Source organism: Rhizohabitans arisaemae, from assembly GCF_025996515.1.
GTDB lineage: Bacteria > Actinomycetota > Actinomycetes > Streptosporangiales > Streptosporangiaceae > Rhizohabitans > Rhizohabitans arisaemae.
The window spans coordinates 1,686,834-1,712,244 of sequence record NZ_BLRH01000060.1 but is presented as its reverse complement, the minus strand read 5'-3'; the positions used below and the strand labels follow the sequence as shown (position 1 = coordinate 1,712,244).

At 66.1% G+C, this 25,411-nt stretch carries 25 protein-coding genes; 7 read left to right on the top strand and 18 right to left on the bottom strand.

Going from position 1 to position 25,411, the window contains the following annotated elements:
* Window positions 1-326: 326 nt before the first annotated feature.
* The 12 genes from RUR_RS36365 to RUR_RS36320 form a co-directional block, all read right to left on the bottom strand.
* Complete coding sequence (locus RUR_RS36365; protein ID WP_283139773.1) at window positions 327-1,079, bottom strand: leucine-rich repeat domain-containing protein; 753 nt, start codon at window positions 1,077-1,079, stop codon at window positions 327-329.
* The gene (locus RUR_RS36915; protein ID WP_428847050.1) at window positions 1,027-1,818 is read right to left on the bottom strand and encodes an Rv3654c family TadE-like protein; all 792 of its coding nucleotides are present in this window, start codon (window positions 1,816-1,818) and stop codon (window positions 1,027-1,029) included. The genes RUR_RS36365 and RUR_RS36915 overlap by 53 nt, the downstream gene beginning before the upstream one ends.
* Entirely contained in the window at window positions 1,749-2,435 is a 687-nt protein-coding gene (locus tag RUR_RS36360; protein WP_283139772.1) for a TadE family type IV pilus minor pilin, read from the bottom strand. Before RUR_RS36360 ends, RUR_RS36915 begins: the two co-directional genes overlap by 70 nt.
* An 11-nt stretch (window positions 2,436-2,446) precedes the next feature.
* Entirely contained in the window at window positions 2,447-2,755 is a 309-nt protein-coding gene (locus tag RUR_RS36745) for a DUF4244 domain-containing protein (protein WP_346349097.1), read from the bottom strand.
* A 154-nt stretch (window positions 2,756-2,909) separates the two neighbouring features.
* A complete protein-coding gene (locus RUR_RS36350; RefSeq protein WP_283139771.1) occupies window positions 2,910-3,494 on the bottom strand; it encodes a type II secretion system F family protein in 585 nt (194 codons plus the stop codon).
* Between the two features lie 443 nt (window positions 3,495-3,937).
* The gene (locus tag RUR_RS36345; RefSeq protein WP_283139770.1) at window positions 3,938-4,462 is read right to left on the bottom strand and encodes a type II secretion system F family protein; all 525 of its coding nucleotides are present in this window, start codon (window positions 4,460-4,462) and stop codon (window positions 3,938-3,940) included.
* A gap of 191 nt (window positions 4,463-4,653) precedes the next feature.
* Complete coding sequence (locus tag RUR_RS36340) at window positions 4,654-5,790, bottom strand: TadA family conjugal transfer-associated ATPase (protein WP_283139769.1); 1,137 nt, start codon at window positions 5,788-5,790, stop codon at window positions 4,654-4,656.
* Window positions 5,787-6,839, bottom strand: a complete 1,053-nt coding sequence (ssd, locus tag RUR_RS36335) for a septum site-determining protein Ssd (protein ID WP_283139768.1) — start codon at window positions 6,837-6,839, stop codon at window positions 5,787-5,789. Before ssd ends, RUR_RS36340 begins: the two co-directional genes overlap by 4 nt.
* A gap of 268 nt (window positions 6,840-7,107) precedes the next feature.
* Window positions 7,108-7,320, bottom strand: a complete 213-nt coding sequence (locus tag RUR_RS36330) for a transposase (protein WP_283139767.1) — start codon at window positions 7,318-7,320, stop codon at window positions 7,108-7,110.
* On the bottom strand, window positions 7,320-7,706 hold the full coding sequence (locus tag RUR_RS36325) for a hypothetical protein (protein ID WP_283139766.1): 387 nt from the start codon (window positions 7,704-7,706) through the stop codon (window positions 7,320-7,322). The genes RUR_RS36330 and RUR_RS36325 overlap by 1 nt, the downstream gene beginning before the upstream one ends.
* Before the next feature lie 173 nt (window positions 7,707-7,879).
* On the bottom strand, window positions 7,880-8,245 hold the full coding sequence (locus RUR_RS36910) for a transposase (RefSeq protein ID WP_428847049.1): 366 nt from the start codon (window positions 8,243-8,245) through the stop codon (window positions 7,880-7,882).
* Window positions 8,197-8,517: a hypothetical protein gene (locus RUR_RS36320; protein ID WP_283139765.1), complete on the bottom strand. Its 321-nt coding sequence runs from the start codon at window positions 8,515-8,517 to the stop codon at window positions 8,197-8,199. The genes RUR_RS36910 and RUR_RS36320 overlap by 49 nt, the downstream gene beginning before the upstream one ends.
* A 645-nt stretch (window positions 8,518-9,162) precedes the next feature.
* Between RUR_RS36320 and RUR_RS36315 the strand changes: the two genes are divergently transcribed.
* Window positions 9,163-12,204 carry an N-6 DNA methylase gene (locus RUR_RS36315; protein WP_283139764.1) on the top strand — a complete coding sequence of 1,014 codons (3,042 nt, stop codon included), beginning with the start codon at window positions 9,163-9,165 and terminating at the stop codon, window positions 12,202-12,204.
* Between the two features lie 1,077 nt (window positions 12,205-13,281).
* Here the strand turns inward: RUR_RS36315 and RUR_RS36310 are convergent.
* Window positions 13,282-13,494 carry a hypothetical protein gene (locus RUR_RS36310; protein WP_283139763.1) on the bottom strand — a complete coding sequence of 71 codons (213 nt, stop codon included), beginning with the start codon at window positions 13,492-13,494 and terminating at the stop codon, window positions 13,282-13,284.
* Here RUR_RS36310 and RUR_RS36305 point away from each other — a divergent pair.
* Window positions 13,415-13,960 carry a hypothetical protein gene (locus RUR_RS36305; RefSeq protein WP_428847063.1) on the top strand — a complete coding sequence of 182 codons (546 nt, stop codon included), beginning with the start codon at window positions 13,415-13,417 and terminating at the stop codon, window positions 13,958-13,960. The genes RUR_RS36310 and RUR_RS36305 overlap by 80 nt on opposite strands.
* A gap of 840 nt (window positions 13,961-14,800) precedes the next feature.
* Here RUR_RS36305 and RUR_RS36300 read toward each other — a convergent pair.
* Complete coding sequence (locus RUR_RS36300) at window positions 14,801-15,328, bottom strand: hypothetical protein (protein WP_283139761.1); 528 nt, start codon at window positions 15,326-15,328, stop codon at window positions 14,801-14,803.
* A gap of 1,215 nt (window positions 15,329-16,543) precedes the next feature.
* The gene (locus RUR_RS36295) at window positions 16,544-17,374 is read right to left on the bottom strand and encodes a Fic family protein (protein WP_283139760.1); all 831 of its coding nucleotides are present in this window, start codon (window positions 17,372-17,374) and stop codon (window positions 16,544-16,546) included.
* Window positions 17,375-17,579: 205 nt separating this feature from the next.
* Between RUR_RS36295 and acs the strand changes: the two genes are divergently transcribed.
* From acs to RUR_RS36270, 5 genes are all read left to right on the top strand, one after another.
* On the top strand, window positions 17,580-19,505 hold the full coding sequence (gene acs, locus RUR_RS36290; RefSeq protein WP_428847048.1) for an acetate--CoA ligase: 1,926 nt from the start codon (window positions 17,580-17,582) through the stop codon (window positions 19,503-19,505).
* A 184-nt stretch (window positions 19,506-19,689) separates the two neighbouring features.
* On the top strand, window positions 19,690-20,916 hold the full coding sequence (gene nhaA / locus RUR_RS36285; RefSeq protein ID WP_283139758.1) for a Na+/H+ antiporter NhaA: 1,227 nt from the start codon (window positions 19,690-19,692) through the stop codon (window positions 20,914-20,916).
* A gap of 25 nt (window positions 20,917-20,941) precedes the next feature.
* On the top strand, window positions 20,942-21,346 hold the full coding sequence (locus tag RUR_RS36280; protein WP_283139757.1) for a phage holin family protein: 405 nt from the start codon (window positions 20,942-20,944) through the stop codon (window positions 21,344-21,346).
* A complete protein-coding gene (locus RUR_RS36275) occupies window positions 21,330-22,253 on the top strand; it encodes an alpha/beta fold hydrolase (RefSeq protein ID WP_283139756.1) in 924 nt (307 codons plus the stop codon). Before RUR_RS36280 ends, RUR_RS36275 begins: the two co-directional genes overlap by 17 nt.
* 83 nt (window positions 22,254-22,336) lie before the next feature.
* Window positions 22,337-22,714 (top strand): DUF309 domain-containing protein, encoded by a 378-nt coding sequence (locus RUR_RS36270; protein WP_346349096.1) that lies wholly within the window; start codon window positions 22,337-22,339, stop codon window positions 22,712-22,714.
* On the opposite strand, the gene RUR_RS36265 is transcribed toward RUR_RS36270, so the two are convergent.
* The 3 genes from RUR_RS36265 to nth form a co-directional block, all read right to left on the bottom strand.
* A complete protein-coding gene (locus RUR_RS36265) occupies window positions 22,694-23,881 on the bottom strand; it encodes a MarP family serine protease (protein ID WP_283139754.1) in 1,188 nt (395 codons plus the stop codon). The genes RUR_RS36270 and RUR_RS36265 overlap by 21 nt on opposite strands.
* 105 nt (window positions 23,882-23,986) lie before the next feature.
* Window positions 23,987-24,637, bottom strand: coding sequence for an NUDIX hydrolase (locus RUR_RS36260; protein WP_283139753.1), 651 nt, complete (start codon window positions 24,635-24,637; stop codon window positions 23,987-23,989).
* Window positions 24,634-25,347 (bottom strand): endonuclease III, encoded by a 714-nt coding sequence (gene nth, locus RUR_RS36255; RefSeq protein ID WP_283139752.1) that lies wholly within the window; start codon window positions 25,345-25,347, stop codon window positions 24,634-24,636. Before nth ends, RUR_RS36260 begins: the two co-directional genes overlap by 4 nt.
* Window positions 25,348-25,411: the final 64 nt, after the last annotated feature.

The window sequence follows — 25,411 nt, the reverse complement described above, 5'->3', positions numbered from 1 at the left end:
ATGGTGTTGATCAACCGAGAGAATTCGGCCGGTTGCGGTATTCTCCACTCGAGAGATAAGAATGATAAATAGGGAGCGATTCACCCTATCTCAACTCGGTCCAAGAATCCGGCTTCCTTTTCTCCGTGAAAAGCCGAGAACCATTCTCGGCCGATGAATCCATGCTCTACGCCGTGGACACAACTGCGTATCAGGTTCCACCGGGATCCGACCTGACCTGCGTTTCGGACCGGCAAGCGGCTCCTTGGTGAAACGCGCGTGTGAAGAGTGATCGTGAGACTGTCGGGGTGGGCCGATCGAGGATCTTGGTCGAACCGGGAGCGGTGCTATCCCGTGGTCTTGACGCGACGGCGCAGCGTTTTGGGCAGACCAGGCAGCAGGTGGGGCTCCAAGCTGAGCGTCGTAAGTGCGGTGAGGTTGACCAGCGAACTCGGGAGGCTGGTCAGGTGGTTGCCTTCCAGGCGGAGGTGGGTGAGGGCCGCGAGGTTGCCCAACGACTCAGGAAGGCTGGTCAACCGGTTGTATCTCAGGGAGAGGTGTCTGAGTGCAGTGAGATCACCCAGCGAGTCGGGGACCTCGGTCAGCCGGTTGACTTCCAGGACAAGCGAGGAGAGCGCGGTCAGGTTACCCAGCGAGTCGGGGAGGCCGGTGAGCTGATTGATTCCCAGGAAGAGGCGGTTGAGCGCGGTAAGGTTGCCAAGCGAGTCGGGAACCTTGGTCAACTGGTTCTTGCTCAAGATGAGATCGGATAGCGCGGTGAGGTTGCCCAGAGAGTCGGGGAGACCGGCTAGCTGATTCCCTTGCAGGTACAGGTGTTTGAGCGTGGTGAGCTCTCCCAGCCACTCGGGGATCTCGGTCAACCGGTTGCCGCACAGGTCGAGTGAGACGAGGGAAGTGAGATCCCTCAACGAGCCGGGGACTTCGGTCAGCTCACCACCCAGGCGGAGATGGGTGAGGGCGGTAAGATCGCCCAGCCGCTCGGGAATCTTGATGAGATTCAGGCGGAACTCGCGCAGGTGGGTCAGTTCACGGTGTTGCCCGGGCAACACTTCCAGGGGTATGTCGCTCAGATCGAGCACATCCGATTCGTTTCGCAGGCACTTGTTGACCCTCAGTACAACGGCCCTTGGAAGCCGGTCTCCCATCGTGACTCCTCTTCTCGAGACCACCGGTGTAACCCCGGCTCGGTTGCCCCGGTCCCGGACGATCGAGTCGGCCGACGACGCCTGACTCGGTGGCCGACAGCCACACTAGGCAGACCGACTTGTGGATCACTGGCATCGCCCGAGGTTCGCTTCCCATACCCTGGTGAGCCCACGGGACGTGCAACCCCACACACGTCCTCAGGTCAGGCGGTCCTCTATCCGATCGGCGCCTAGTCTCTCGAACCGGAGAGATCGATCCCGATGGGACGGGGCCGGCTCGCGCCCTGGCGGCCACGGAGCGGTTGAGGAATCTCCACCGCACGGCAGCCGTCACTCCGACCTCGACGACCTCTCCCTCAATTCGGCAGTGATTCAACCGGGCACCGTTGGCCATGGCGATCTCAGTCGCGACCGCGCATGCCCGTTCAGGGTCGATGACCGACTGAGCGGCGGCGAGCGCGCTCAGATCGGCAGCCGTCTGAGCCTTGTGGCGCGCAGACCTCGCCACGCCTATCAGGACGACCCCTGTGGTCATCGTCCAGACAACCCCCACCGCCACCAGCATCCATAGGGTTCCGGAACCGCGCTCGCGTTCTCGATCCTTCACGACTCCGTCACCTCCCAGCCGAATGTTCCCGGCCGATTCGGCGTCTCTCCAGCCCTGACTTCCCATACGGCAACCTCGGTGACCGCCATATCCGCAGGCCGCGTCGCGGGTTCCATGCCGGAACCGGGATCGTCGAGGCCTGCGGGAGCTTCGGCCGAGTGGCCGACCGGGGAACTCGCCGAGACATCCCCCGCGTCCGGTACCCGGTGCCGGGCGACCACCCCGGGTTCTGTCGCGACCACGGCACCCGCGCTCACGGTGAGCGAGGAAAAGCCGGGTGCCCAAGCCGGTCCAACGGCTGCGCTCACCTCGACCCTGGTCACGTCGATACCCCGGGTCAGCTTGATCTGCGCATTGTCAGGCGCTCCCTGAAGAACCCTCGTCTGCACGGCGGCGAGCGGCTCGCCTCGGGACGCGGCCCGAGCCGCTTCCCATGCAGCGTCCACACACTCCAGGTGGATCGCCATCGCCCGGACCGCCCACAGCGCGGCCCCGACGACAAAGACCAGGACCGGCAGCGCCGCAGCCGTCTCCGCCGTCGCGAATCCCCTCTCCCGGTCCCGCCTCACCCGATCCGATCTCGATCTCCGCCGTCGTGACCGCCGATGCCGGGGCGTGTCCCACTTTTCCCTGCGCAGGTGCCACATCCGCAGAAGAAGTTCGGGTGGGAGCCAGATCACCATGGAAGACACGTTCACCCCACCCCGCTCAGTGCGCGATCGATGAGGGCGGAGAGCGCCGAGCGAACCTGGTCACTGGTGACCAGCTTGTACAGCACTACGGCGAACCCGCACGCCGCTATGGTCCCGACCGCGTACTCAGCTGTGGACATCCCCAAGTCCCTGGTTCCCCGCCCGCTCCACGCCCGCCGCCGTCTCCTCAACCACACGGCGATGCCGTCGCGGCCTCGACGGAGACGACCCGGCAGGGGCGTCCCTCCATGAACGAGCTCCCGCAACCACCACCGCAAGGTGTGATTCCCGCGAATCGGCCAGATCCTCATCTGCCCACCTCCTGACATAGGGCCTGTCAACGTGGTTGACGCCGACTCCGTGAGCATCCCCTGGAAGTTCGCACGCGCGCCGGACCGAACTCAGTTCTGTGGATAACCCGGCGGGGGAACAACAAGCTGTGGACAGTGACCTACGGCCTAGGCTCTATCCCGGCCATACTTCCGTGGCGAGAGTGGCAACGATCGGCACGATTCCCAGCAAGACAAACGCCGGGAGAAAGCAAAGACCCAAGGGAGCCGCAACCTGGCTTCCGACCCGTCTCGCGGCGGCTGACGCACCCGCCCTCGCCGACCGTCGGCAATCTGCCGCCAGGCGTTCCAGCATCTCGGCGGACGGCGCACCTGAGACGGTGGCCCGCACCATGGCCCGGGTCAACAAAGCGAGCGCGGGTTCCTCCTCTCCCAGCTTCGACCACGCCACCTCCGGCTCCGCCCCCAGCCTGAGCTGTTCGCCCAGCCAGGCCAACCGCTCCCCGAGCGGCCCGCCGACCGCCCGGGCCGCCAAGGAGACGGCGCCGCTCAACGGACTGCCCGACCGGAGACAAGCAACGATCAAGTCAACACAGAACGGAAGGTCGGCAACGATGCGGGCCCGCCGCCGCAGCACATGCGGAGGCTCCCTACGCCGGAGGACGGCCAACACGAAAGCGGCCGCCGGGGCCGCGCCGACGATTCCCGGGGCCCCACCCACGATCAGGGCGAACAGCAGGCCGGCCGATGCGGCGATCATGTAAGGAGGGAGGCGGTGGCTCACCGGGGGACGTCGAGTCTCCACGACCGGCCGGAGTGAACCCAGACGAGCGGCGGCCGTACGCCGGGACGGCATCGAGTAAACGGCGAGCACCGCCAGGACCATCGCAACGATCTCCACGACCCTCTCCCCCATTTCCAGGCACGCGATTGGCGGGAATCCGGACTTCTCGGATGTGGCCTCGCCAACCTTCGATCCACCGTCGTCTCCCGAACTCGGGTGGACCGAGACCGGCGGAACGCCGACCCCGCAACCGAAGCGGACCGTCGCCGGACCCGGTGTCCCGAGCGTGCCCGCCGGGGTTGAGCAGGCCGGAGTGCACCCCTTCGGCTCACCGCCATGCCCTCCGGTCCCGACGATCTATATGCGACGGGTGGAAACTAGCCGACGACGGACATGGCTGCGACGTCGGCGTTCAGCGGTCAAGGACCGACGGCGGCCTTTACCAAACGCCGTACCCATGCCAGTCCGACCAGGTTCAGTCCGATCCCGATCACCAGGCAGATCAGCCCTGGCAAGGTGCCGAAAAGGTATGAGAACGGTTCCATCCCCATCGCGACACCGAGCGACATGCCGATGATCGGGAGTATCGCGAGCAGTCGCGCGGTCGCCCGTGCTCCGGCAAGTTCGGCGGTGATCTGCTGCCGGTGGGCCTCCGAGTCACGGAGTGTCCTCGCCACGTTCTCGACCAGCGGCGCGAGCGTCCCACCGGCCACGATGCTCACCTGCCAGCACGCGGCGAGTTCACGCACCCCGTCCAGACCGGGTAGGGCGGCGCGCAACGCGTCGGGGATGTCTCCCCCTTCTCCCGCGACGGCTACGACGGAGTCGAACAGCCTGGAGCAGTCCGGTTCCAGGGATTTGATCGCCCGGACCAGTGCGTCTTCCGGCGCGCGTCCCGCATGGAGCTCGGCCGCGAGTCCTTCGAAGAGCTCGACCGTCGCCAATCGAATGCGTGTCCGGAGGTGACGGCTCCGCCGCCACCGGGTCCATGTCCGGGTGAGCGCGCCGGCAAGGATCCGGAGCGCGAGGTGACGTCTGGTACCGCCAAGAATTCTCCTCAGCCGTGCCTCCTTCACGGCCCCGGAAACCATGAACCATCCCGTACCCGCGGCAAGGACGATGGCGAGCGACGCCATCACCCACCCACCCGTGCTTGGAGCCGGTCGAACCCGGCGCCCCTGTCGATGCGACCGTCTGGGTGAAAGGTGAGCGCCGGGGCCACCGCCACCAGACCGTCGGATCCCCTGACCAGCAGAGAGATCTCCGACAGTCGCCTGGCTCCACCACCGGGGGCGCGGACGAGATGGATCACGACGTCCAGCGCGGCCGCCAGCTGGCTGTGCAGAGCCTCCCGGGTGAGCCCGGCCGCGCAGCCGAGCGCTTCCAACCGGGCGGGAACATCGGAGGCCGCATTGGCGTGGAGGGTCCCGCAACCACCTTCGTGACCGGTGTTCATGGCGCTCAGCAGGACCACGACCTCCTCGCCCCGCACCTCCCCGACGACGAGCCGGTCCGGACGCATCCGCAGTGCTTGACGGACCAGCTCACGCAGGCCGATCCCGCCGGCGCCCTCCACGTTGGGTGGTCGGCTGCCAAGACGGACGACATGGGGGTGATCGGGTCTGAGCTCGGCGGAGTCCTCGACCAGGACGAGTCGTTCCGCCGGGCTGACCAGGGACAGGAGACTGCTCAGCAGGGTGGTCTTCCCCGTGCCCGTACCACCGGTGACGAGAAAGGCCAGACGTCCGTGGAGCATGGCCCTGAGCATCCGCGCGCCCACCGGGGGAACGGCCAGATCCTCCAGGGTGAAGGTCCGCCGAGGAGGCAACCGCAGGGACACGCACGTACCCTCCGGCGTGATCGGAGGAATCACCGCGTGGAGACGCACTCCCCCGGCGAGTCTGGCGTCCACATAGGGACAGGCGTCGTCGAGTCGACGTCCGGCGGACGCGGCCAGGCGTTGGGCGAGGCGCCGGACGGCTGATTCGTCGCGGAACCGCACATCGGTCCTCCGCAGACCGGCTCCATCGTCGACCCACACCTCTCCCGGCCCGTTGACCAGGACATCGGTGACAGAGGGATCGGCCAGCAACGCCTCCAGCGGGCCCACCCCGGCGAGGTCGGCCCGAAGCGCCCTGGTCACCGTGAGGATCTCCGCGTCGCCGAGCACGGCCTGTTCGGCCCGGAGGGCTGTGGCGATCTCCCCTGCGGTGGGCTCGGCACCCGTGCGCGCCAGCCGTACTCGAACCGCGTCGACCAGATCCCGGTTCACGCTGGACCTCCCGCCTGCAGAAGTGAACGGAGGAACCGGTCGCTGAACGACGCCAGCGGACCCCGGCTCCCCCGTGTCGGAAGATCGCCGTGCTCGAGGGCGTCACGGAGGCCGCGTTCATCCGTGAAGGTCCCGGCGAGTGGCAGCCCGAGCGAACGAGCGATCATCTCCGGCTCCAGGCCGTCCCCGCGGACGACCAGCCGCACGTCCCCGGTGTGCTCTCTGATCCGGGCGAAAACCTGGCTCGCCGCCGCGACGGCCCGGATTTGTGCGGGAACGACGAGCAGCGTCTGGTTCGCCCGCTGGAGAGCCTCATGGGCTCCGGGGTCGAGGTGGCGAGGCACATCCACGACGACCAGCTCGCACCCCCGTACCCCGGCTGCGAGCACCGCCCGCATGGCCTCCGGAGGTGCGGAGACCACCTCCCCTCGGTGCCAGGAGAGCACGGCCAGCTCACCAAGGGCCGGAAGCGCGTCGCGAAGGGCGAGCGCACTCACTCTGCCTTCTCTCGCCACAAAGTCGGGCCATCGGGCTCCCGCCGCCTGTTCTTCGCCGAGTACGAGGTCTATGCCACCCCCCAGCGGGTCGGCGTCGACGAGCAGCGTGGAAAGGCCGCCGCGTGCCGCGGTGAGCGCCAGGCCCGTGGCGAGGACGGACGCCCCGGCACCGCCTCTGCCCCCGATCACGCAGACGACCGCGGCTCCCCGCCCGACGGGCTCGATGGTCTCGGCGAACTCGTCGATCAAGACCCGCTCGGACTCAGGAAGCGTCAGCACGGTCTGCGCGCCCACGCTCACGCACCTGCGCCAGATGTCGTCGCTCTGCGCTCCGGCGACGACGAGCAGCACTCCGGTGCGCTGCGGAAGCCCGATGGCGGCCAGCTCGTCGGCGAGGTCCGCTCCGATCACGACCAACGGGGCGGCCGACCAATGCGGCCGGGCGTGCCCGGCCGTGTAGGCCACGTCGACCTCCACTCCGGCGGCCGCCGCGAGCCGCAGCAGATCGTCAAGAAGATCTTGATCGTCAGTAATGATCAAGGGACGGTTCATGCCGCCACTCTCCGACGGCCCCCGACGTCCGCGTCGAACCGAATCGGGTTCTGTGGATATCGAAGCGCCTTGGACCCACACCTGTGGATGACCCGCCCACAACCGTCAGGACCATTTCCGGGAATAGCGGGATTTGAAGGAGCCGACATCACCGTCGCCAGCAAGTGGACCGAACATCCAATGGCAGGTCTCTTCCGCAGCGCAGGCCGGGGCTGTCAACGACCTTCGAAATTTAGCTCTGGCATGAATTCCGTGAGGTTGACCCTCGTCAGTCGGCGAGGAGGACGCGTTTGCGCAGGAGGTCGGGGTTGGCCCGTCCGTACATCTGCCGCTTGAGCACCTTGACGCGGTTGATGTGGCCTTCGACCTTTCCAGAACTGTGGGGCAGGGTCAGGACGGCTTTAGCGGCGTCGAAGCCGCGGCGCAACCCGGTGATAAAGGAGTACAGTTCCGACAGGTCGGAGGATTGGACGGCTTTCATCACTGCTCAAGGCCGTCGCCACCGAGCCGCAGCATCATCTGGGCGAAGGCGCGAACATGATCGCGAAGAGCGGCAAGGGCCAGGCATGCTGCGATCAGTGCACGCAGGTGCTGCTGCTCGTCGGCTTGGAGGGTGTCGGGGCCGCGCAGGAACCATCCGGTCGCCTTGCGGACGGTGGGCGGCGGCGCCGACGGCAGGACGATGTCGGTCCGAGACCTCCAGGGCCTCGGATACTCGCGCACCGAGGTGCCTTTGCCGCCATAGCCCATGGCTTTGATCTCCTGGTAGAGCCGCTCGGCGTCGGTGCAACCCTGCTCCCAGCGTTGCCTCAGGTAGCAGGCGAACTCCCCCACCATCGCCGGGCGTTTGCCGGTGTCGTTATTCACCGGTAGCTCCTCCGCACTGCTCGCTCGGGCGAAGCGCCGCACCGAATTGCGGGCCACGTTGAGCTCCCGGGGCGATCGTGCGCAGGTCGCGGCCTTGAGCGATCAACCAGTGCACGAGGGCGTACCGCCGGCGAGTCCGCTCGGCAAGACGGCCGGACCGCCGCTCGGCCTGATCAGGCTCGCCCGGATACTGCGTAGTGGCCGCTGCCGATGTGGGAGCGTCGAGCGGCCGGGTGGCAGGTGTGAGGTCGCGTAGGTGGGCGCGGTGCTTGGTAACGGTGCGCTCGACAGCATTGCCGAGGTTGCGCCACATGTGCCAGCGCTCGGCGACTTGAATCGCCTCTGGCGCCGCGGGTGGCGCCGTCGGCGTAACAGTCGGCCCGGTCCCGGCAGACGATCTCCACCCTGGGATGCCTCTTCAGCCAGGCGGCCAACACCTCCGCTGATCGCTCGGGCAGCATGTCGACCGGCTGGCTGGTGGTGATGTCGATCAGGATCGTGCCGTGGGTGTGGCCACGGCGCAGGGCAAAGTCGTCCACCCCGAGAACGTGGAGCCCGTGTTCGGTTCGGGATCGGGAAGGGATCGGATCAGCCTGATCAGCGTCATCCGGTTCACCGCGGCTGCCAGATGGTGCGTGAGACGGGCACCGGCCCGGCCGCCGAGGGCCAAGCCGATTGTCTGCAGGAGCCGGCGCAATGGGAGGCTGTGGCGCCCGTGGCGGACGGTCAGCCCGGGAACCTGTTCGGCGAAGGTCTTCTTGCCGCAGTCGCTGTTCCCGCACAGAAGCCGCAGCACTCGTAGGTGGACCACGGACTCCTGACCGCTGACCGCCGTGTCGCACAGCCGTCGCTCACGGTTGCTGTGTACTTGGCGGGATACGACCTCGCACTGTGGACATGCCGCTTGTGACTTATGTGTTCTAGCCCGGATCCGTACCGACCCCCCGAACGCTGTACCTGGTCGATATGCAGGCAGCCAAGGTGAGGAAAGAGAACCGTGAGCAACTCCGAGACGGTCACGGATCATGATCAGCAGGACGCTCAGTCGCCCGCCGGAGGATCACGAAATTGGTGCCAGAGCCAGTTTTCATGTGTCGTCGACACGACCGCCCAGCTAGGACGTCATTCCGCATCCCACCCCCGCAGCACAATTTCCGCGAAACAGCTCGAAGCTAATCGGGCAACTTAGTAAATACTGCCCGATACCCAGACGTACAGCCGTCCCGCACTCACGGCATCGTCGGCCAATTACATACAGCGGCCGTAGGATGATATATCGCCCCCGGCACTAGCCTTCGCGATTCATCGCCCCGCCGAGGGCGCGGTCACACCGCCCTCAATTCAGTTCGAACACATGCACTATTTCGTGCTAGCACGTGTAACCGATGGGCATCGAGATCATTTCGGAGCGGCGGAACGTATGGTCCGCTTTATCATCACATGATAGCCCTCATGGGTGTTTGCTGACGTTGAGCGCGAAGACCTCCAAGTCCTGATACGGCGTCTCGCCGACCGCAATCGTGTACGCAGCGAGGCGACCATTCAGTCCGACGTGCGGCAGATCCTCCTGACCGGCGGTTTGGACCTTGCTGCGCACGATCTGGAAGTCCACCTCGAAAAACAGGTGGGTGAACGGCGCAGGATCGACATCGAGGTCGGATATACGGTCATGGAGGTCAAAAAGAGCCTCGCGAGTGCGGCAGTAATTCAAGCTGCCGAGGTCCAGCTCGGCGACTATGTCGCCTTGCGGATGCAGGAGACCGGGCAGCAGTACGTCGGCGTTCTGACCGACGGCGCGGAGTGGCGCGCGTACCAGCTTCGCAACGGTGCCCTGAAGGAAGTGACACGGCATGTCCTGAAGACGGGACGTCCGGACCTGGGCGCTCTGCTGACTTGGCTGGAGGGTGTTCTCGCGACGCGGCAGAACGTGCCGCCGACGCCATCCGAAATTCGGGATCGCCTTGGCGCCGACAGCGCCTCCCACATGCTGGACTTCGCCAGTCTGCACCTCCTGTACGAGGAGCACGGCCAGCTCCCGACCGTCCAGCTCAAGCGCCAGCTCTGGTCGCAGCTCCTCCGGAGCGCTCTGGGGACACAATTCACCGACGACACCGAACTGTTCCTTGAGCACACACTCTTGGTCAACAGCGCCGAGATCATCGCCCACCTGGTGCTGGGCTTTGACGTCCTCGGTCTCCAGCCTGCCAGTCTGCTGAGCGGGGAGCATTTCAAACGTGCCCGTATCTCGGGTGTCGTGGATCAGGACTTCTTCGACTGGGTGTTGGAAATTCCCGGCGGCGACTCGTTCGTCCGCAGCCTTGCCCGCCGACTCGCCCGATTCGACTGGCGGCAGGTGAACCACGACGTGCTCAAGGTCCTGTACGAGTCGATCATCGGGACGGACACCAGGGTCAGCCTCGGCGAGTACTACACCCCCGACTGGCTTGCCGAGCGCATCGTCTCCGACACGGTCACCGACCCGCTCAACCAGCGGGTTCTAGACCCCTCGTGCGGCTCTGGAACATTCTTGTTCCACGCCGTCCGACGTTACCTGACCGCTGCGGAGCAGCAGGGTATACCGCTCGCAGACGCACTCGAAGGCCTGACAGGCCACGTGTACGGGCTCGACCTCCACCCCGTCGCTGTTGCCCTCGCCAGGGTCACCTACGTGCTCGCCATCGGACCCCAGCGATTAACTGGTAGCCGCCGCGGTATTCACGTCCCCGTCTACTTGGGCGATAGCGTGCAGTGGAGGCAGGAGAATGTCGACCTGTTCACGGGTGGGAACCTGGTCATTTCGACCACTGGCGACCAGCTTTTCGGCAACGAGTTGACCTTCCCGGAAGGTCTGCTCGACGATGCCGTCCGCTTTGACACCCTGATCTTGGAATTGGCGGCGCTGGCAGGTTCGCCGAGGGCGGTAGGGACGGTTCCGTCACTGACCGCGCTCTTCAACCGGATGGCGATCGAACCCGAGTACCGAGACGCGATCAAGGACAGCTTCCACCACCTGTGCTACCTCCACGACATCGGCAGGAATCACATCTGGAGCTATTACGTCCGCAACCTGGCTCGCCCGATGTGGCTCAGCAGGCCGCAGAACCGAGTGGATGTGATGGTGGGGAACCCGCCCTGGTTGGCCTACCGCCGGATGACGAAGGCGATGCAGGAGAGGTTCCGCGAGTTCTGCCAGGCTCGGGGCCTATGGCAGGGCGGGGAAGTTGCCACTCACCAGGACCTGTCCGGCCTGTTCGTGGCACGTGCCGTACAACTGTTCTTGAGCGCTGGCGGAAAATTCGCCTTCGTTCTGCCGAACGCCGCACTTGACCGTGGCTACTACGCAGGCTTCCGGTCCGGCCGGTACGCGGATCCGGCCGAGGTGACCACGGTCGAATTCACCGGTTCATGGGACCTGCGCCGGCTGCGTCCACACTTCTTCCCGCGCGGTGGGTGCGTGGTGTTCGGGCATCGAACCGGACCGGAAACCGGTGCAACGCCCCTACCAGTGGCGACCATCCGATGGACCGGAAGGCTCCCCAAGGGCAGCGACACATGGGACACGGTGACTTCGGCCCTGACCCTGCAGCCAGCCACTCTTGCCCGATATACCAACGACCTCCTGGAGTCCCCGTACGAGCAGCGGTTCCTCCAAGGGGCAACGATCGTGCCTCGCGTTATCTTCATGGTGACCGAGCAGTCCTCTGGGCCGCTGGGACTGCCTGCAGGCCATGCGACTGTGATCTCGGAGCGCAGCAGCACTGAGAAGGAGCCGTGGAAATACCTGCCCGCATTCGAACGGGTCGTGGAAAGCGAGTTCGTCTGGCCGGTCCTGCTGGGGGAGAGCGTCCTGCCCTTCCGGGTACTCCCGCCGAGAAAGGCGGTGTTGCCGCTCACTGGAGATCAAGTCCTCGACGGTGATAACCCCCGGATCGACATGTACCCCGCGCTTGCCGATTGGTGGCGGAAAGCCGAGAAGATCTGGAAGGATCATCGGTCCAGCGAGCGCCTCACTCTCACCGAGCAGCTCGACTTCCGGAAGAAGTTGACCACACAGATTCCAACATCATCCTTGAGGGTGGTTTATGGAGCCTCTGGAATGCACGTTTCCGCCGCACTGGTCGATGATCCTTCAGTGCTATGCGACAAGGCTCTGTACTGGGGAGCTGTTGCCAGCCGAGCAGAAGGCTACTTTCTCTGCGCCATCCTCAATTCGCCCGCACTCACCCAGCTGGTACGACCCCTCATGTCGTATGGGAAGGACGAGCGGCACATCGACAAACACGTGTGGAAGCTGCCAATTCCGTTCTACGAATCATCGAACCAGGTCCACGCACGTCTTGCCGAACTCGGAGCCTGTCAGGCCGAATTGGTGGCTGACCTGGAACTCGACGAGAGCGCCAACTTCGTGGGACTTCGTCGTACTGTCCGGAAGGCCCTAGCGGCAGGCCCTGAGTCGGATGAGGTGGACGAGCTCGTGCTGGAACTCCTGGACCAATAGATCGTGGCCGCATGCCTCGGTCGGCCAAACATGATCAGCAGTCGATGGGTGCCACTCCGGGCGCCCATCCCTGCTGACGTCATGCGATAGGACCGCCGGACCCCTGGGGGATGTGCTCCGACTCTCTAAGGATCTGGTCCAGCATCCGGGCGTCTGGGAGGCGGCCGAGGTCGGCAATGAACGTACGGCACGGCAACGTCGGTGAACTTCTTGATCTTGCGCCGGTAGATGGTCACCGGAGGCCCTCCAGCGTCTCGCGGACGTCGGCGATGTCCAAGGCCATCAGCTCCGAGACACGTGCCTCGCAGGAGTAGCCAAGCAGCAGGGCGGCGGCGTCCCTCTTCCCGCGAAAGTCGAGCGGTCGAGCGTGCCCAGCATCGCACGCAGGGCGTCCGGCACGACGGGGTCAGCCTTGCGGGTAACGGTGGCCGGGTCCATGGCCAGGGCCAGGCGCTCCTGGTACCGTCAAGCACCTTCCGGGCGGCCTTGGTCTCCGGCGGTGTCGCGTTGGCCGTGCGGTGGACCGTGCGGATGGCGGCCAAGGCCCGCTCGATGCTGGACGGGGACAGTGGACGACCCGTCCCCGAGGGGGTGTTCGTCAGGTGCGCGACGTACCCAGCAATGGTCTCGGGCGTCGCCGGGAGCAGGACGCGGTCGTGCTCGACGCACCAACCCTCGAAAGCAGTCCAGTCGGCGGTGTACGCGCGCCGGGTCGACGCGGGTATGCCCGCCACTATGGCCTTCCTCGTGACCTCGCTCACGACGAAATCGGCGGCCGAGTAGACCAATCGGCGTCGGCGGTCACGGCGAAGGCGGCGGCCGAGACGATAGGGGCGGAGAGAAGGTCGGTCGCGGGGGGCTCCAGAAATGGGAGAAGTATAAACGATCATGAAGAGGGCGGTGAGCCGCCGGTACCCCGGTGCCGAGCTGCGCCGACACCCGACCGCGAGTCGAGCGAAACAGTTGTTCGTAGTCAGCGGTGCATAGCGGATCATCTACGGCTGGACATCGCAGGCCGACGACCACATGCTCCTGCCATCACCGCAGGTCATCCGGACCCGCAGCGAATCAGGAAAGTCAGCCGCCGATGAAGTGGATCATGATCGACGTCGACAGGGACAGCGAGGCCAAGGAGAGGGTGGCCGCACTGATCACACCGCTGAGGAAGCGGTGGGAGCAGCAGGGCTGGACGCAGGAGGTGCTGGGGAAGATGGCTAACCTCCCACAGAGCAGGGTATCGCGGGTGCTGTCGAAGCGCTTCCTGCCTCCGTTCGCCGTGGTGATCACCATGGCGCAGAAACTAGACTGCGATGTGGTGGAAGCCGTGCGCCGATGGCACGCTGCAGCCAACGCCGTGGGCGCGCAGCGCATCCAGGAGAGCAACGGCGCCCCGCCAAACTTCCAGGACTACCCCGACCTGCTGCGGGGACTGCGTGGTCTGTTGGCCAGCAAGAGCCTTTCGCAGCGCGCTCTGGTCGATGAGGATAACAAGCGTGGCGGGAGCCTGCGACCGTCCACCGTGGGAGCCCAGCTGGGCGGGAGGCGCAGTCTGCACCGCGAGACAGTGGAGGTCATCGTCGACATATGCGGCGTGCCGGAGCCGAACATGGCGAAGTGGCTGGCGGCGTGGGACCGGCTCGGTGCGCCGCACATGGCCGAACAGCTCCGCCGCCGAAACGAGGCGTGTCGGCGCCTCGGCACCGCCCAGGCCCGAGTCATGCACGCGAAGCAGCGGCGCAGGTCCAGCCCGTGGTAGGGGTTCGATGCTGCGATGTGACCGGGTCCGACGCGGCTACTGTCCCCGGCCCCTTGGCGCTCGACTGCATCCAAGGCCTGAGAAACCAGGGGGCCGGGCCCTGGCCTAGCTAGTCGACGACCCAGAGCTGGCGGCATGAGGTCGACGGCCGCGGCTTGGCAGCGCACCAGACTGGGAGTCTAGGGACGCGGGTTCAAATCCGGGGCGCTGGCCTGCACAACGGACACCAGGCGCACTATGACGTAACGGTGTCGCTATAGGGGTGGAGGACCCGGGCCAGACCCTCGCCGATTTTCGCCGGCTGATGACCCAGAAATTGCGACACCATTTTTGACCTGCGGCTATGTCGACGACCTCACGGTGGCGCCTGTGCGGCACGTGCAGCTCCCTTCTACTCACGCCACGGAGCCCAAGGGGCACCATCCCTACGCCGATCCACACTCCCAGGGCCGAACGAGGTGTATTGGGCACCGCCGACAGTTACTGCGGGGGTTGCGGGCCACCCGCCCGAGCCAGAACACCGCGTGGTACTTCGAGGCTGCGGGTCGTTCGTTGGGGCGGGGGCGGTCGTCGGCGGTTGCCTCGGCTGTCGGGGGTCATCGGCTTGTGCCCTTTCAGTGGTTTCGGCCGTCGATGTGGTCCAGGAGCTTGGTCAGCCCCTTGTCGCTAAGCGGGTCAGCATCGAAGTCCAGAACCTTGTTGGTGAAGTCGAGCGGGTAGCCGGGCCCACTCTCTTGAGCGCATTTTTGATGGCGTCCAAGACCATGTCGGTCTCTCCGCCGCTTTCGTTTTCCGGCGATATGTACTGACGTGGAACCGGGAGGTCATGCGTCCCGGGGCTCAGGGTCCGTCGGTCCAGATGTACCACGGGCCCTTGAAGTGTTCATAGCTTCCCCCTTCCGGGTCCGGTGCCCGATCCGGGCTGTAGGCGAAGCCATAGCTTTTCCAGTCCATCGTGAGCGAGGTGACCATGAACCTCGCTCCTTCGGGGATCTTCTCCACGTGGTCCACCCGATACAGGCCCCACCACCGCTCGCTGACGTAGTCGCTGCGTACCGACCGGGCATAGCGCTCCAGGCTCGGCTCCGACAGGGCGAAGCGCGCATGGAGTGGCGCATCGACCGTGACCAGCAGCCCGGTACCCAGCACCAATGCGAGCGGGACGAACATCCAGCGCGCCGGCGTCCGCCGCCCCGAATCAGGGCGGAACGTCCATGCCCAGGCGATGACGAGCGCCAGCCAGTACACCGCCAACGCCAAGACCCAGTAGGACAGGCCGGGAATGCTTGCCTCGACGAGCGTCAGGAGCGAGCCGAGTCCGACGGCCCCGATGAAGAGCAGTGCGGAGCGGTTGCGAGTCAGTCGCATGGGGAGATCTTGCCCGATACCGGGACCAAGCATCATCGATTTCCCATCACTACCGGAAAGCCCACCTGCGGTGACTATCCCACCACCCAGCGACGCCTTTCTTGCACAGAGCGGATCAAACGCGACTGGAGGCCGCACCGACCGAGGACCACACCCTTGCCGGTCCTTCCGGGAGTCTCCACACCTGTGCGGGTCTCCCCCGCCGCAGCCTTCCCGTAGTCCCCAATCCCATCCGAACCTGACCCACAAGCCCGACACGACAAGATCCCGCCAACTTCCCCGGCCGTCTCAGAGAATGGACCTCGGGCCCATGGTGGGATTTGAGTAGGCGCGGTTGCCGCCTCGACGACACAAGCAGAGCCGTTGCGCGTTGGTCGGCCCATTCCCATCGGCGGCGTACGACGCTGTCGGACCAGGCCGGAACGGACCGGTTCGTATCGCGCTCAAGTGCTCCCCGTCCGGTTCCGCCATCGTCCGACGGGACACCGCCGCCGGAGGTGATTTGACCGACGCCTCGACAGATCTTCCTTGGATATAGGGGCGACCCCCGCCGGGGGGGAGAGCGGGGGTCGCCGACCGGTCCGGCTCCGGGGGGGTAGAGCCGGTCCCGTTTCAGAAGAAAGCTTTCATCAGTACACCAGGGCATGGCAAGGGACTTGCCAACTAACTTCCCTGACTACTTACTTCAGTGTACGGAGATACCCCCGTATGCTGCCCGATCGATGTGAGTTTCGTCGAGCTGCAATCTGCGTTTTTCGCTAGTTTTTTTCACCTTACTGACCTGCATGGCTTACCCAAGAACGCTCCAAGGCCCGAGAAAGTGGGCTGAGCGCACACTCACACCGAATCGCTATCGATCACGCTGCGTGATCAAGAACGAGTCAAGTGCCCTTGACTGATCGAGGGCCGCGCCGATTCCCCGAGCGTCGCCCCGCCCGAGCGGCTCGGTTCATCTTCAACTCACCTCTTGGCAAAGCTCTTTACTTTAGGGCTTCCCAACTGGGCGAATTCATCGTAGAAAGGTGACACGGACCATGTGTCCGTGTACGGCAGCCGGGCACCCACGTGCGACCAGCCGCGGGAGGCGCGTCGAGACGGGCTTGACCCGATCCGACGGATTTAGGTGCACGCTTGGTAACCCGGCCCGACGTACGGGCAGCGGCGTCCCAGTCCAGGGACGCCGCTCCTTTTTGGTTTACCGGCTTTCATAACGAATTAGCCACGCTGGAGCGCCTCACAGATCGCGAGCGTCTCTCGGGCCCCAACAATCACAGCATCGGCACAGTGACGCACCCAGAGTGAAAGCCCCGACGCCGTCCCACTGAGATAGCCGACGAGCGCGTCAGAATAAGTCGCCCTAAGTGCTAAATGTCCGACTTCGACCGCAACAAGTGATTTGGGGTCGAGCCCACGCTCCACCAGCGTGAGTCGCTCCGCGGCCCGGGCCACCATCGCGTCAGCCGTACCAAACGGCCGGAGCACCACGAGCTCGGCGTGGACCACGGCGGCCAGGAGCAACGCCGGGGTCTTCGTGGACCCGGAGAGCAGATCGGCGAGGGCGTCCAGCCGTACCGACACCTCCGGGGGAGACGGCGCGGGACCGACGCCCCAAGGATCCGCGACCGAGGCCGTACTCCGCGGACGGCCGAGGCAATCGTCGGGCGCCGAACCGGCCGCCGCGAGACTGTGCAGCCGGGCCAGGACCTGGCGCGGAGCCGTACGCCAGGTCGAGCCGGCCCGCCCCACCTCCGCGGAGGCCCGGAGCGCGCCCTGCACGATCGGATCGCCGACGCTCCCGGAACGCACCTGTTCCAAGGGGAACTCGGCGCCCTCAAGCGCCGCCGACGCACGGGCCCCGCGCAGCGCGGACTCGGCGGAGACCTCGGGACCTCGACGCCGCAGGATACGATGACGGTACATCCTGTCGACCGCGGCGCGTGCCTCCTCGACCGACTCCCGGACACCGGGCAGTTCGGCCACTCTCGCGAGTGGGTCGTTGTCTCCCCGTGGCCCGTCGGCCACCTGGATATCGCGCTCATCGTTCACGTCATCGCACTCTAGCGCCGACACCGGGCCGCCCCCGCCGACCGGTCCGTTTCGTCGGTTTTCTCGCCAGTCGAGACAGCGGGCACACCGCCTATCTCGGGCACTTGTCCCCAGGGCATGATGCCTGGTGAAGTTGGAGCCAACCTTGCCAGTCAGAAGGAGTTACGTAGTGGCCTCGGATAGTCCTCAGGAGACGCTGTCGAACTTGCTTCACGAGACCCGGCGATTCCCACCCCCGGCGGAACTCGCCGCGGACGCCAACGTGAAGGCCGACGCGTATGACGAAGCAGCCACCGACCGCCTCGGGTTCTGGGAACGTGCGGCGGATCGGCTGGACTGGACGCAGCGCTGGGACACCACACTGGAGTGGAATCCCCCCTTCGCGAAGTGGTTCATCGGCGGCAAGCTGAACGTGGCCTACAACTGTGTGGACCGCCATGTCGAGGCCGGACGCGGTGACAAGATCGCCTACTACTGGGAGGGCGAGCCCGGGGACACCCGCGAGATCACCTACGGTGACCTGCTGACCGAGGTCTCCAAGGCGGCGAATGCCCTCACCGAGCTCGGCGTCGGCAAGGGCGATCGCGTCGCCATCTACATGCCGATGATCCCCGAGCTGCCCATCGCCATGCTCGCCTGCGCACGTATCGGGGCGATTCACTCAGTCGTCTTCGGCGGTTTCTCCGCCGACGCGCTCCGCGGCCGGATCAACGACGGTACGGCGAAGCTGGTCATCACCGCCGACGGCGGCTATCGGCGGGGCGCGCCGAACGCCCTCAAACCCACCGTCGACGAGGCGGTCGTCGACTGCCCGAGCATCGAGAAGGTGCTCGTGGTCCGCCGTACCGGCCAGGAGGTGGACACCCACGACCGGGACGTATGGTGGCACGAGATCGTGGACCGGCAGAGCGAGGTGCACAAGCCCGAGCCGCACGACGCCGAGGACCCGCTCTTCATCCTCTACACCTCCGGTACCACGGCCAAGCCCAAGGGCATCCTGCACACCACGGGCGGATACCTCACCCAGGTGGCGTGGACGCACAACGCCGTCTTCGACCTCAAGCCGGACACCGACGTCTACTGGTGCTCCGCCGACATCGGCTGGGTCACCGGGCACTCCTACATCGTGTACGGGCCGCTGGCCAACGGCGCGACCTCGGTCATGTACGAAGGGACCCCCGACAGCCCCCACCGCGGGCGCTGGTGGGAGGTCATCCAGAAGTACGGTGTAACGATCTTCTACACCGCGCCCACGGCGATCCGGACCTTCATGAAGTGGGGCCAGGACATCCCCGCGCAGTTCGACCTCTCGTCGCTGCGGATCCTGGGAAGCGTCGGCGAGCCGATCAACCCCGAGGCCTATGTCTGGTACCGCGAGCACATCGGCGGCGATCGCTGCCCGGTCGTGGACACCTGGTGGCAGACCGAGACCGGCTCCATCATGATCAGCCCGCTGCCCGGGGTCGCCGAAGGCAAGCCCGGTGCCGCGATGCGCCCGCTCCCGGGGATCACCGCCGACGTGGTGGACGATCAGGCGGTCTCCGTGCCGAACGGCGGGGGCGGGTTTCTCGTCATCCGGGAGCCGTGGCCGTCGATGCTCCGCACGATCTGGGGCGACGACGAGCGCTACAAGGACACCTACTGGTCCCGTTTCGAGGGGATGTACTTCCCCGGCGACGGGGCCAAGCGCGATGAGGACGGCGACCTGTGGCTGCTCGGCCGGGTCGACGACGTCATGCTCGTCTCGGGCCACAACATCTCGACGACCGAGGTGGAATCCGCGCTGGTCTCCCACCCCAAGGTCGCCGAGGCGGCCGTGGTCGGCGCGCTCGATCCGGTCACGGGTCAGGCCATCGTCGCGTTCACGATCCTGCGCGGAGACGTGGAGGGCGGCGACGAACTGGTCAAGGAGCTCCGCGATCACGTGGCCAAGACACTCGGCCCGATCGCCAAGCCCCGGCAGATCCACGTCGTCGCGGAGCTGCCGAAGACGCGCTCCGGGAAGATCATGCGCCGGCTGCTCCGTGATATCGCGGACAACCGATCGCTCGGCGATGTCAGCACATTGACCGACAGCTCGGTCATGCAGCTTATCGCCGCGCAGTTGCCGACGGCCAAGAGCGAGGACTGACGCCGATATCGTGAAGAGGGGACCGCGTGCTCGCGGCCCCCTCTTCGTTCCTGTCGGGAAATTATCCGAAAGACCCAACAGAAGGTGACGAAACGGATTCCGGTAATCTAACCGGGAGGTGTGCCGGGAAGTCTGGTCGGCCGAACCGGGGGGACCGTCCCGCCCGCGCTACCGGAGGAAGTCCATGCGCCGAGCTGCTGCGATCTGGCCCATCCGACCGACTGTTCGATATGCGCGCCAACTCGCCGAAGAGCTCCGTGCCGAGACCATCGGTGGCGTGATCATGCTGGCGGCCACCGCGATCGCGCTCATCTGGGCCAACTCACCGTGGGCGGCGTCCTATACGGAGCTCCGGCAGGTCACCGTCGGCCCCAGCGCCCTCCACCTCGACCTGACCCTGCTCGCCTGGGCCTCGGACGGCCTCTTGGCGATCTTCTTCTTCGTGGCGGGCCTGGAGGTCAAAGAGGAGTTCGTCAACGGCGAGCTCTCCAACCTGCGCGACGCGATCCTCCCCATCGTCGCCGCAGTGGCCGGCATGGTGGTACCGGCATTGTTGTATGTGGCGGTGAGCTGGAACGTCCCCGGCGCGGAACCGGGATGGGCGATCCCGATGGCGACGGACATCGCCTTCGCCCTCGCCGTGCTCGCCGTGACGGCGTCCGCCCTGCCGGTCGCGTTGCGCGCGTTTCTCCTGACCCTCGCCGTGGTCGATGATTTGGGCGCGATAGCAGTGATCGCTATTTTCTACACGAAATCACTGAGTTTCCTGCCCCTGCTCGCCGCAGCCCTAATACTTGCCCTATTCGGATATTTGCAGCACAAGCGGGTAAAATCAGTCTTTATCTATATTGTTTTAGGGGTAGCCGCCTGGGTCCTCATCCACCAGAGTGGGGTCCACGCAACGGTCGCCGGAGTCATGTGCGGACTGCTCACTCGGACCAAGACGGACCCGGGAGAGGAGTTCTCACCGTGTGAGCGCTGGGACCACGCCGTACGGCCGATCTCCGCCGGCTTCGCGGTGCCCGTCTTCGCCTTCTTCGCCGCGGGCGTCTCGCTGAGCGGCGATTCGCTGAAGGACGTGTTCACCGATCGAGTCGCCCTCGCCGTGGTCGTCGGTCTCGTCATCGGGAAGTTCCTCGGCGTGTTCACCGGAGCGTGGCTCTCCGTCAAACTTGGCTTCGCCAAGCTCAGCGATGAGCTCAACTGGCACGACATCGCCGCGGTCTCCGTCCTGGCGGGAATCGGTTTCACGGTCTCGCTGCTGATCGGCGAGAAGGCTTTCGGCGGCACCCCGCAGGCCGAACTCGTCACAACCGCCGTCCTCGCCGGGAGCCTCATCGCGTCGGTGTTCGCAGCGGCACTCCTCCGTATTCGGGTACGCAAGCGGATAGGGGAGCAGAATGGTGGGTGAGAGAACCCGGATTGGAGAGATCGACATGCCGGAGACCAGGCTTGAGCAGGAAGCCTCGTTGGGCGAGCTCGTGGCTGACGCGAGCAAGAGCATCTCAACACTGGTGCGATCCGAGATCGAGTTGGCCAAAGCGGAACTGAAATTCGACGTCAAACGCGTCGGAACCGCCGCCGGACTGTTCGCGGGGGCGGCCTTCACCGCGCACCTGTGCCTCATTCTCGGTTCGTTCGCGCTCGCATTCGGCCTGGTGGCGCTCGGCATGTGGCAGTGGGCGGCGTTTCTGGCCGTGACCTTGCTCTACCTCCTCATCGCCGGGCTGCTCGCACTTCTTGGGGTCCGCCGACTGAAGGGTCTCGCCGGGATGAAGCGAACCACCCGCACCCTGAAGCACCTGGCCCATCCCGGAGACGCCGATGCCGCCAAGGGATGAGTCCGTCGTCCAGCTCGACGGTCCGTGGACGCACCGCACCGTCCACGCGGGAGGAACCCGTTTCCACGTCGTGGAGGCCGGCGAGGGTCCGCTCGTACTCTTCCTGCACGGATTCCCGGAATTCTGGTGGGCGTGGCGACATCAGCTGGTCTCGCTGCCCGCGGCGGGCTATCGTGCCGTCGCCGTCGACCTGCGCGGGTACGGCGCCAGCGACAAACCGCCCCGCGGCTACGACCTCATCACACTCGCGGGTGACGCCGCCGGGCTCATCCGCGCGCTCGGCGAGTCGGGTGCGATCGTGGTGGGCCACGACTGGGGTGGCCTGCTCGCCTGGACGATGGCGGCGTTCGACCCCAAGGTGGTTCAGCGGCTGGTCGCCGTATCCGCTCCTCATCCGCTCCGGCTGCGTGCGTCTTTGCTCACCGACCCTTTCGGGCAGCTGCGCCACAGCGTCCACGCGCTGGGATTCCAGCTCCCCATCCTGCCGGAGCGGCGTCTTGTCGCCGAGGACGCGGCCCGGGTGGAGCAGCTGATGCGGGAGTGGTCCGGCTCCGACTGGCCGGACGCGGAAACCGCCAGGCGCTACCGGGACGCGTTTCAGATCTCCAATGTCGCCCACTGCTCGCTGGAGTACCACCGCTGGTTCGCCCGCTCGTCGCTCCGGCCCGACGGGATGCGCTATGCCAGGCGGATGCGGGCCGAGGTGCAGGTGCCGACCCTGCAGCTGCACGGGGCCCGGGACTCCTGCATGCTTCCCCGGACCGCTCAGGGCTCGGGCCGGTACGTCGCGGCACCGTACCGCTGGCGACTCCTCGAAGGCACCGGACATTATCCGCATGAGGAACGGCCCGCGCTCTTCGACGCCGAGCTTCTCGGCTGGCTCGCCGACCCCGAGCCCGATCGATGAGGGATCGCGACGCCTCGGGGCGAGCCCGTAGCGCCAGGCCGCGGGACGCCTTCGGGCGGCCGTTGCCCCGGGGCTCCGCCGGTGTGCCGACGACGCCCGACGACTACACCCCCGGACCCGAGGAGGCTCTGGCCGAGGCGCAGCGGCTGATCGACGCCGGACGACCGTTCCACGCCCACGAGGTCCTCGAGGCGAGATGGAAGTGCGCTCCCGACGCCGAACGAGAGCTTTGGCAGGGTCTGGCGCAGCTCGCGGTGGGGCTCACCCACATTCAGCGGGGGAACCTCAAAGGCGCCGCCGCGCTGCTGCGACGGGGTTCGCTGCGGGTGGAGTCCTCGCGTGAGCCGTACGGTGTCGACGTGCCGAGGCTGGTACGGCGTGCGCGGGAGCTCATCGACCGGCTTGAGGGTGGGGAGATCCCCGCCGACCTGCGAATCGAACTAGTCGCACGTCTTTGTTGAGACGGCCCGGGTGGCGTTGCTCCCGGCCTGAGCGTCCGGCTGGACCTCGGCGGCGGTGAGTGCGTAGCCCGTCTCAGGGTGATCTTTGGCTGCCGCGAAGACCACGCCGTACACCTTGCCGGTGGGTGAGAGGAGGGGTCCGCCCGAGTTCCCCGGCTGGACCAGCCCGCGAATGGCGTAGACCTCACGGTTGTTCTTGCCGCGTTGGTAGATGTTCGGGCCGATCGCCGTGTGCTTGGCCCGGATGCGGGCGGCTTCGACCTTCCATCCCTGGCCGCGGGGGAAGCCTGCGACGATGGCGGTGTCCCGGCTTTCGGCGCTTCCGTCGAACTGAAGTGCGGGCAGCGGAAGCCCCGGAACCCACAGGATGGCGATGTCCCGCTCAGGGTTGAACAGGACGACTTTGGCGGGGAAGGTCCGGCTGTTCACCCCACCGCTGGACACCTGGAGCTCCTCCTTCACCCCCGCGACGACGTGTGCGTTGGTCATGACGCGCTGGGGCGCGTAGACGAAGCCGGTGCCTTCGATCCGCTTACCGCAGTCGGGGGCGGTCCCCTCGACCTTGACGATGCCGCGTCTGGCACGCTGCAGTTCAGGGCTTCGGACCACACTCTGGTCCGGCTCCGGAACCTCCACAAAGGGGCCGCCGCCCAACGCGTCGAAGACCTGCGGAAACGCGGAATTGTCAACGAACTGCTTGAAGGCGGCGGGGAGGTCTTTGATCCCTTGGGGCATGACCGAGTTGATCGCCTTGATCATCTGGGAGCTCGTCACCTGCTGCCGGATCATCTGGATGGGGGCGAGCACCAGGGCGCTCGCCATCAGCCAGGCGATGAGCAGGACCGACAACGTACTCGCCAGAGTCCCGCCGATGGCGTCGATCGCCCGAGCCGAGTCCCAGGTCACATGGCTTCGGACCACGGCGCCGATCGTCGATGAGGCGAACTGCCCGATGGTCGCGGTGAGGAACACCACGACGATCGCCACCAACGCCTGCTCGGTCTCACCGGTGACGAGAAGCCCCGCGATCGGCGGCGCGATCGTCACCCCGAGGAGCCCACCGCCGACGAACCCGACAAGACTCAGCACCCCGATGATGAATCCCTGCCGGTACCCGGAAATGGCGAACAACACCACAAGGGCGAGGAGGATCAGATCAAGGTACACGCATTCACCGTATCCGGCAGCGACGCGTAGCGTGCGTACCTTCTCTTACCGGAACCTTAGGGAAGAGATTGTGACATCGATTCGACATGATCGGGGTGGATCGCCCTAGCTTCGCGAGGCGATCTCCAAAAGATCGCGCGGCAGGTCCTCCACCCGGGACCGATCCCACGGCCGTTCCCAGCCGCCCGCCGCGAGCAGCCGATCGAGGATCCCCGCGGTGAATCCCCAGACCAGAAGTCCACGGACCCGGAAAGCCGGTCCCGAGTACCGGTTGGTCACCCTCAGGGTCAGCCTGTTGGCGGGATCCACCAGCTCGGCGACGCCGATCCGCTCCACGGATTCGACCTCGGCGGGGTTGGCCGCGTACACCTCACAGGGATCACGCCACCAGCCGAGCACGGGGGTGACCCGATAGTCGCTCCGGGTGAGGTAGAGCTCGGGGAGGGTCTCGACGACCGTCACGCCCTCGGGATCGAGGCCGGTCTCCTCCATCGCCTCCCGGAGCGCGGCGCCCACGGGACCGTCGTCGGTGGGGTCGACCGCCCCGCCGGGGAACGCCGGCTGCCCGGCGTGCTTCCGCATCGCCGAGCTCCGCTGAATGAGCAGCACATCGGGGCCGTCCAGCCCTTCACCCATCAGGATGAGGATCGCCGCCCGCCGCCCGCCGCCCCCTTCCGGCAATCGCGCGACCGCGGGGACGGGCTGCCGTACGGCATGGGTGGCCAGCTCAGTGAGCCAGGAGGGGACGCCGCTCATGAGAACGGTCCGCTCTTGACCAGCTTGATGGCGGTCGCCTCGTCGGTCGGCCCTTCCCCGTAGGCGGGGCAGAGCGCGGCCAGCGGGCATACCCCGCACGCCGGTCGTCGAGCCTGGCAGATCCGCCGACCGTGCCAGATGAGCCGATGGGACAGCATGGTCCACTCCGCTTTCGGAATGAGTTTGGCGATAGCGTGTTCGACTTTGACGGGATCCAGCTCTTTGGTCCAGCCAAATCGCCTGGTCAGGCGCCCAAAGTGCGTGTCCACCGTGATACCGGGAACACCGAAGGCGTTGCCGAGAACGACGTTCGCCGTCTTCCTGCCCACCCCTGGGAGGGTCACCAGCTCCTTGAGCGTGTGCGGTACCTCTCCACCGTAGTGGTCGCAGATCCGCTGGGCCATGCCCAGGATGCTGTTCGCCTTCGCCCGGAAGAAGCCGGTGGACCGGATCATCTCCTCCAGCTCGGTCCGGTCCGCCGCGGCAAACTCCTCAGCTGTCCGATATTTCGCAAAGAGTGCCGGAGTAACCATGTTGACCCTTTTGTCCGTACACTGCGCGGAGAGGATTGTGGCGACCAGCAACTCCAAGGGGTTGGCGAAATCCAGCTCGCAGTGGGCGTCAGGGTAGGTCTCAGCCAGGATGCGATTCATTCGGCGGGCTCGACGCACCAAGGCGAGATGCGATTCCTCATGGGCTTTGCGGGTCACTGGGACAGCCTATGTGTGACCTCTAAGGTGGGGTGCGTCACACTGGTGACGTAAGTGTGCGAGG

Bases quoted from the DNA above. Each gene is read 5' to 3' on its own strand.
- RUR_RS36745 (WP_346349097.1), bottom strand. From the start codon at position 2,755: ATGAGGATCTGGCCGATTCGCGGGAATCACACCTTGCGGTGGTGGTTG.
- RUR_RS36260 (WP_283139753.1), bottom strand. From the start codon at position 24,637: ATGAGCGGCGTCCCCTCCTGGCTCACTGAGCTGGCCACCCATGCCGTA.
- nhaA (WP_283139758.1), top strand. From the start codon at position 19,690: ATGCGCCGAGCTGCTGCGATCTGGCCCATCCGACCGACTGTTCGATAT.
- RUR_RS36275 (WP_283139756.1), top strand. From the start codon at position 21,330: ATGCCGCCAAGGGATGAGTCCGTCGTCCAGCTCGACGGTCCGTGGACG.
- RUR_RS36360 (WP_283139772.1), bottom strand. From the start codon at position 2,435: ATGGTGATCTGGCTCCCACCCGAACTTCTTCTGCGGATGTGGCACCTG.
- RUR_RS36305 (WP_428847063.1), top strand. From the start codon at position 13,415: ATGGCTAACCTCCCACAGAGCAGGGTATCGCGGGTGCTGTCGAAGCGC.
- RUR_RS36915 (WP_428847050.1), bottom strand. From the start codon at position 1,818: ATGGGAAGTCAGGGCTGGAGAGACGCCGAATCGGCCGGGAACATTCGG.
- RUR_RS36330 (WP_283139767.1), bottom strand. From the start codon at position 7,320: ATGAAAGCCGTCCAATCCTCCGACCTGTCGGAACTGTACTCCTTTATC.
- RUR_RS36280 (WP_283139757.1), top strand. From the start codon at position 20,942: ATGCCGGAGACCAGGCTTGAGCAGGAAGCCTCGTTGGGCGAGCTCGTG.
- ssd (WP_283139768.1), bottom strand. From the start codon at position 6,839: ATGAACCGTCCCTTGATCATTACTGACGATCAAGATCTTCTTGACGAT.
- RUR_RS36310 (WP_283139763.1), bottom strand. From the start codon at position 13,494: ATGGTGATCACCACGGCGAACGGAGGCAGGAAGCGCTTCGACAGCACC.
- RUR_RS36300 (WP_283139761.1), bottom strand. From the start codon at position 15,328: ATGCGACTGACTCGCAACCGCTCCGCACTGCTCTTCATCGGGGCCGTC.
- RUR_RS36350 (WP_283139771.1), bottom strand. From the start codon at position 3,494: ATGATCGCCGCATCGGCCGGCCTGCTGTTCGCCCTGATCGTGGGTGGG.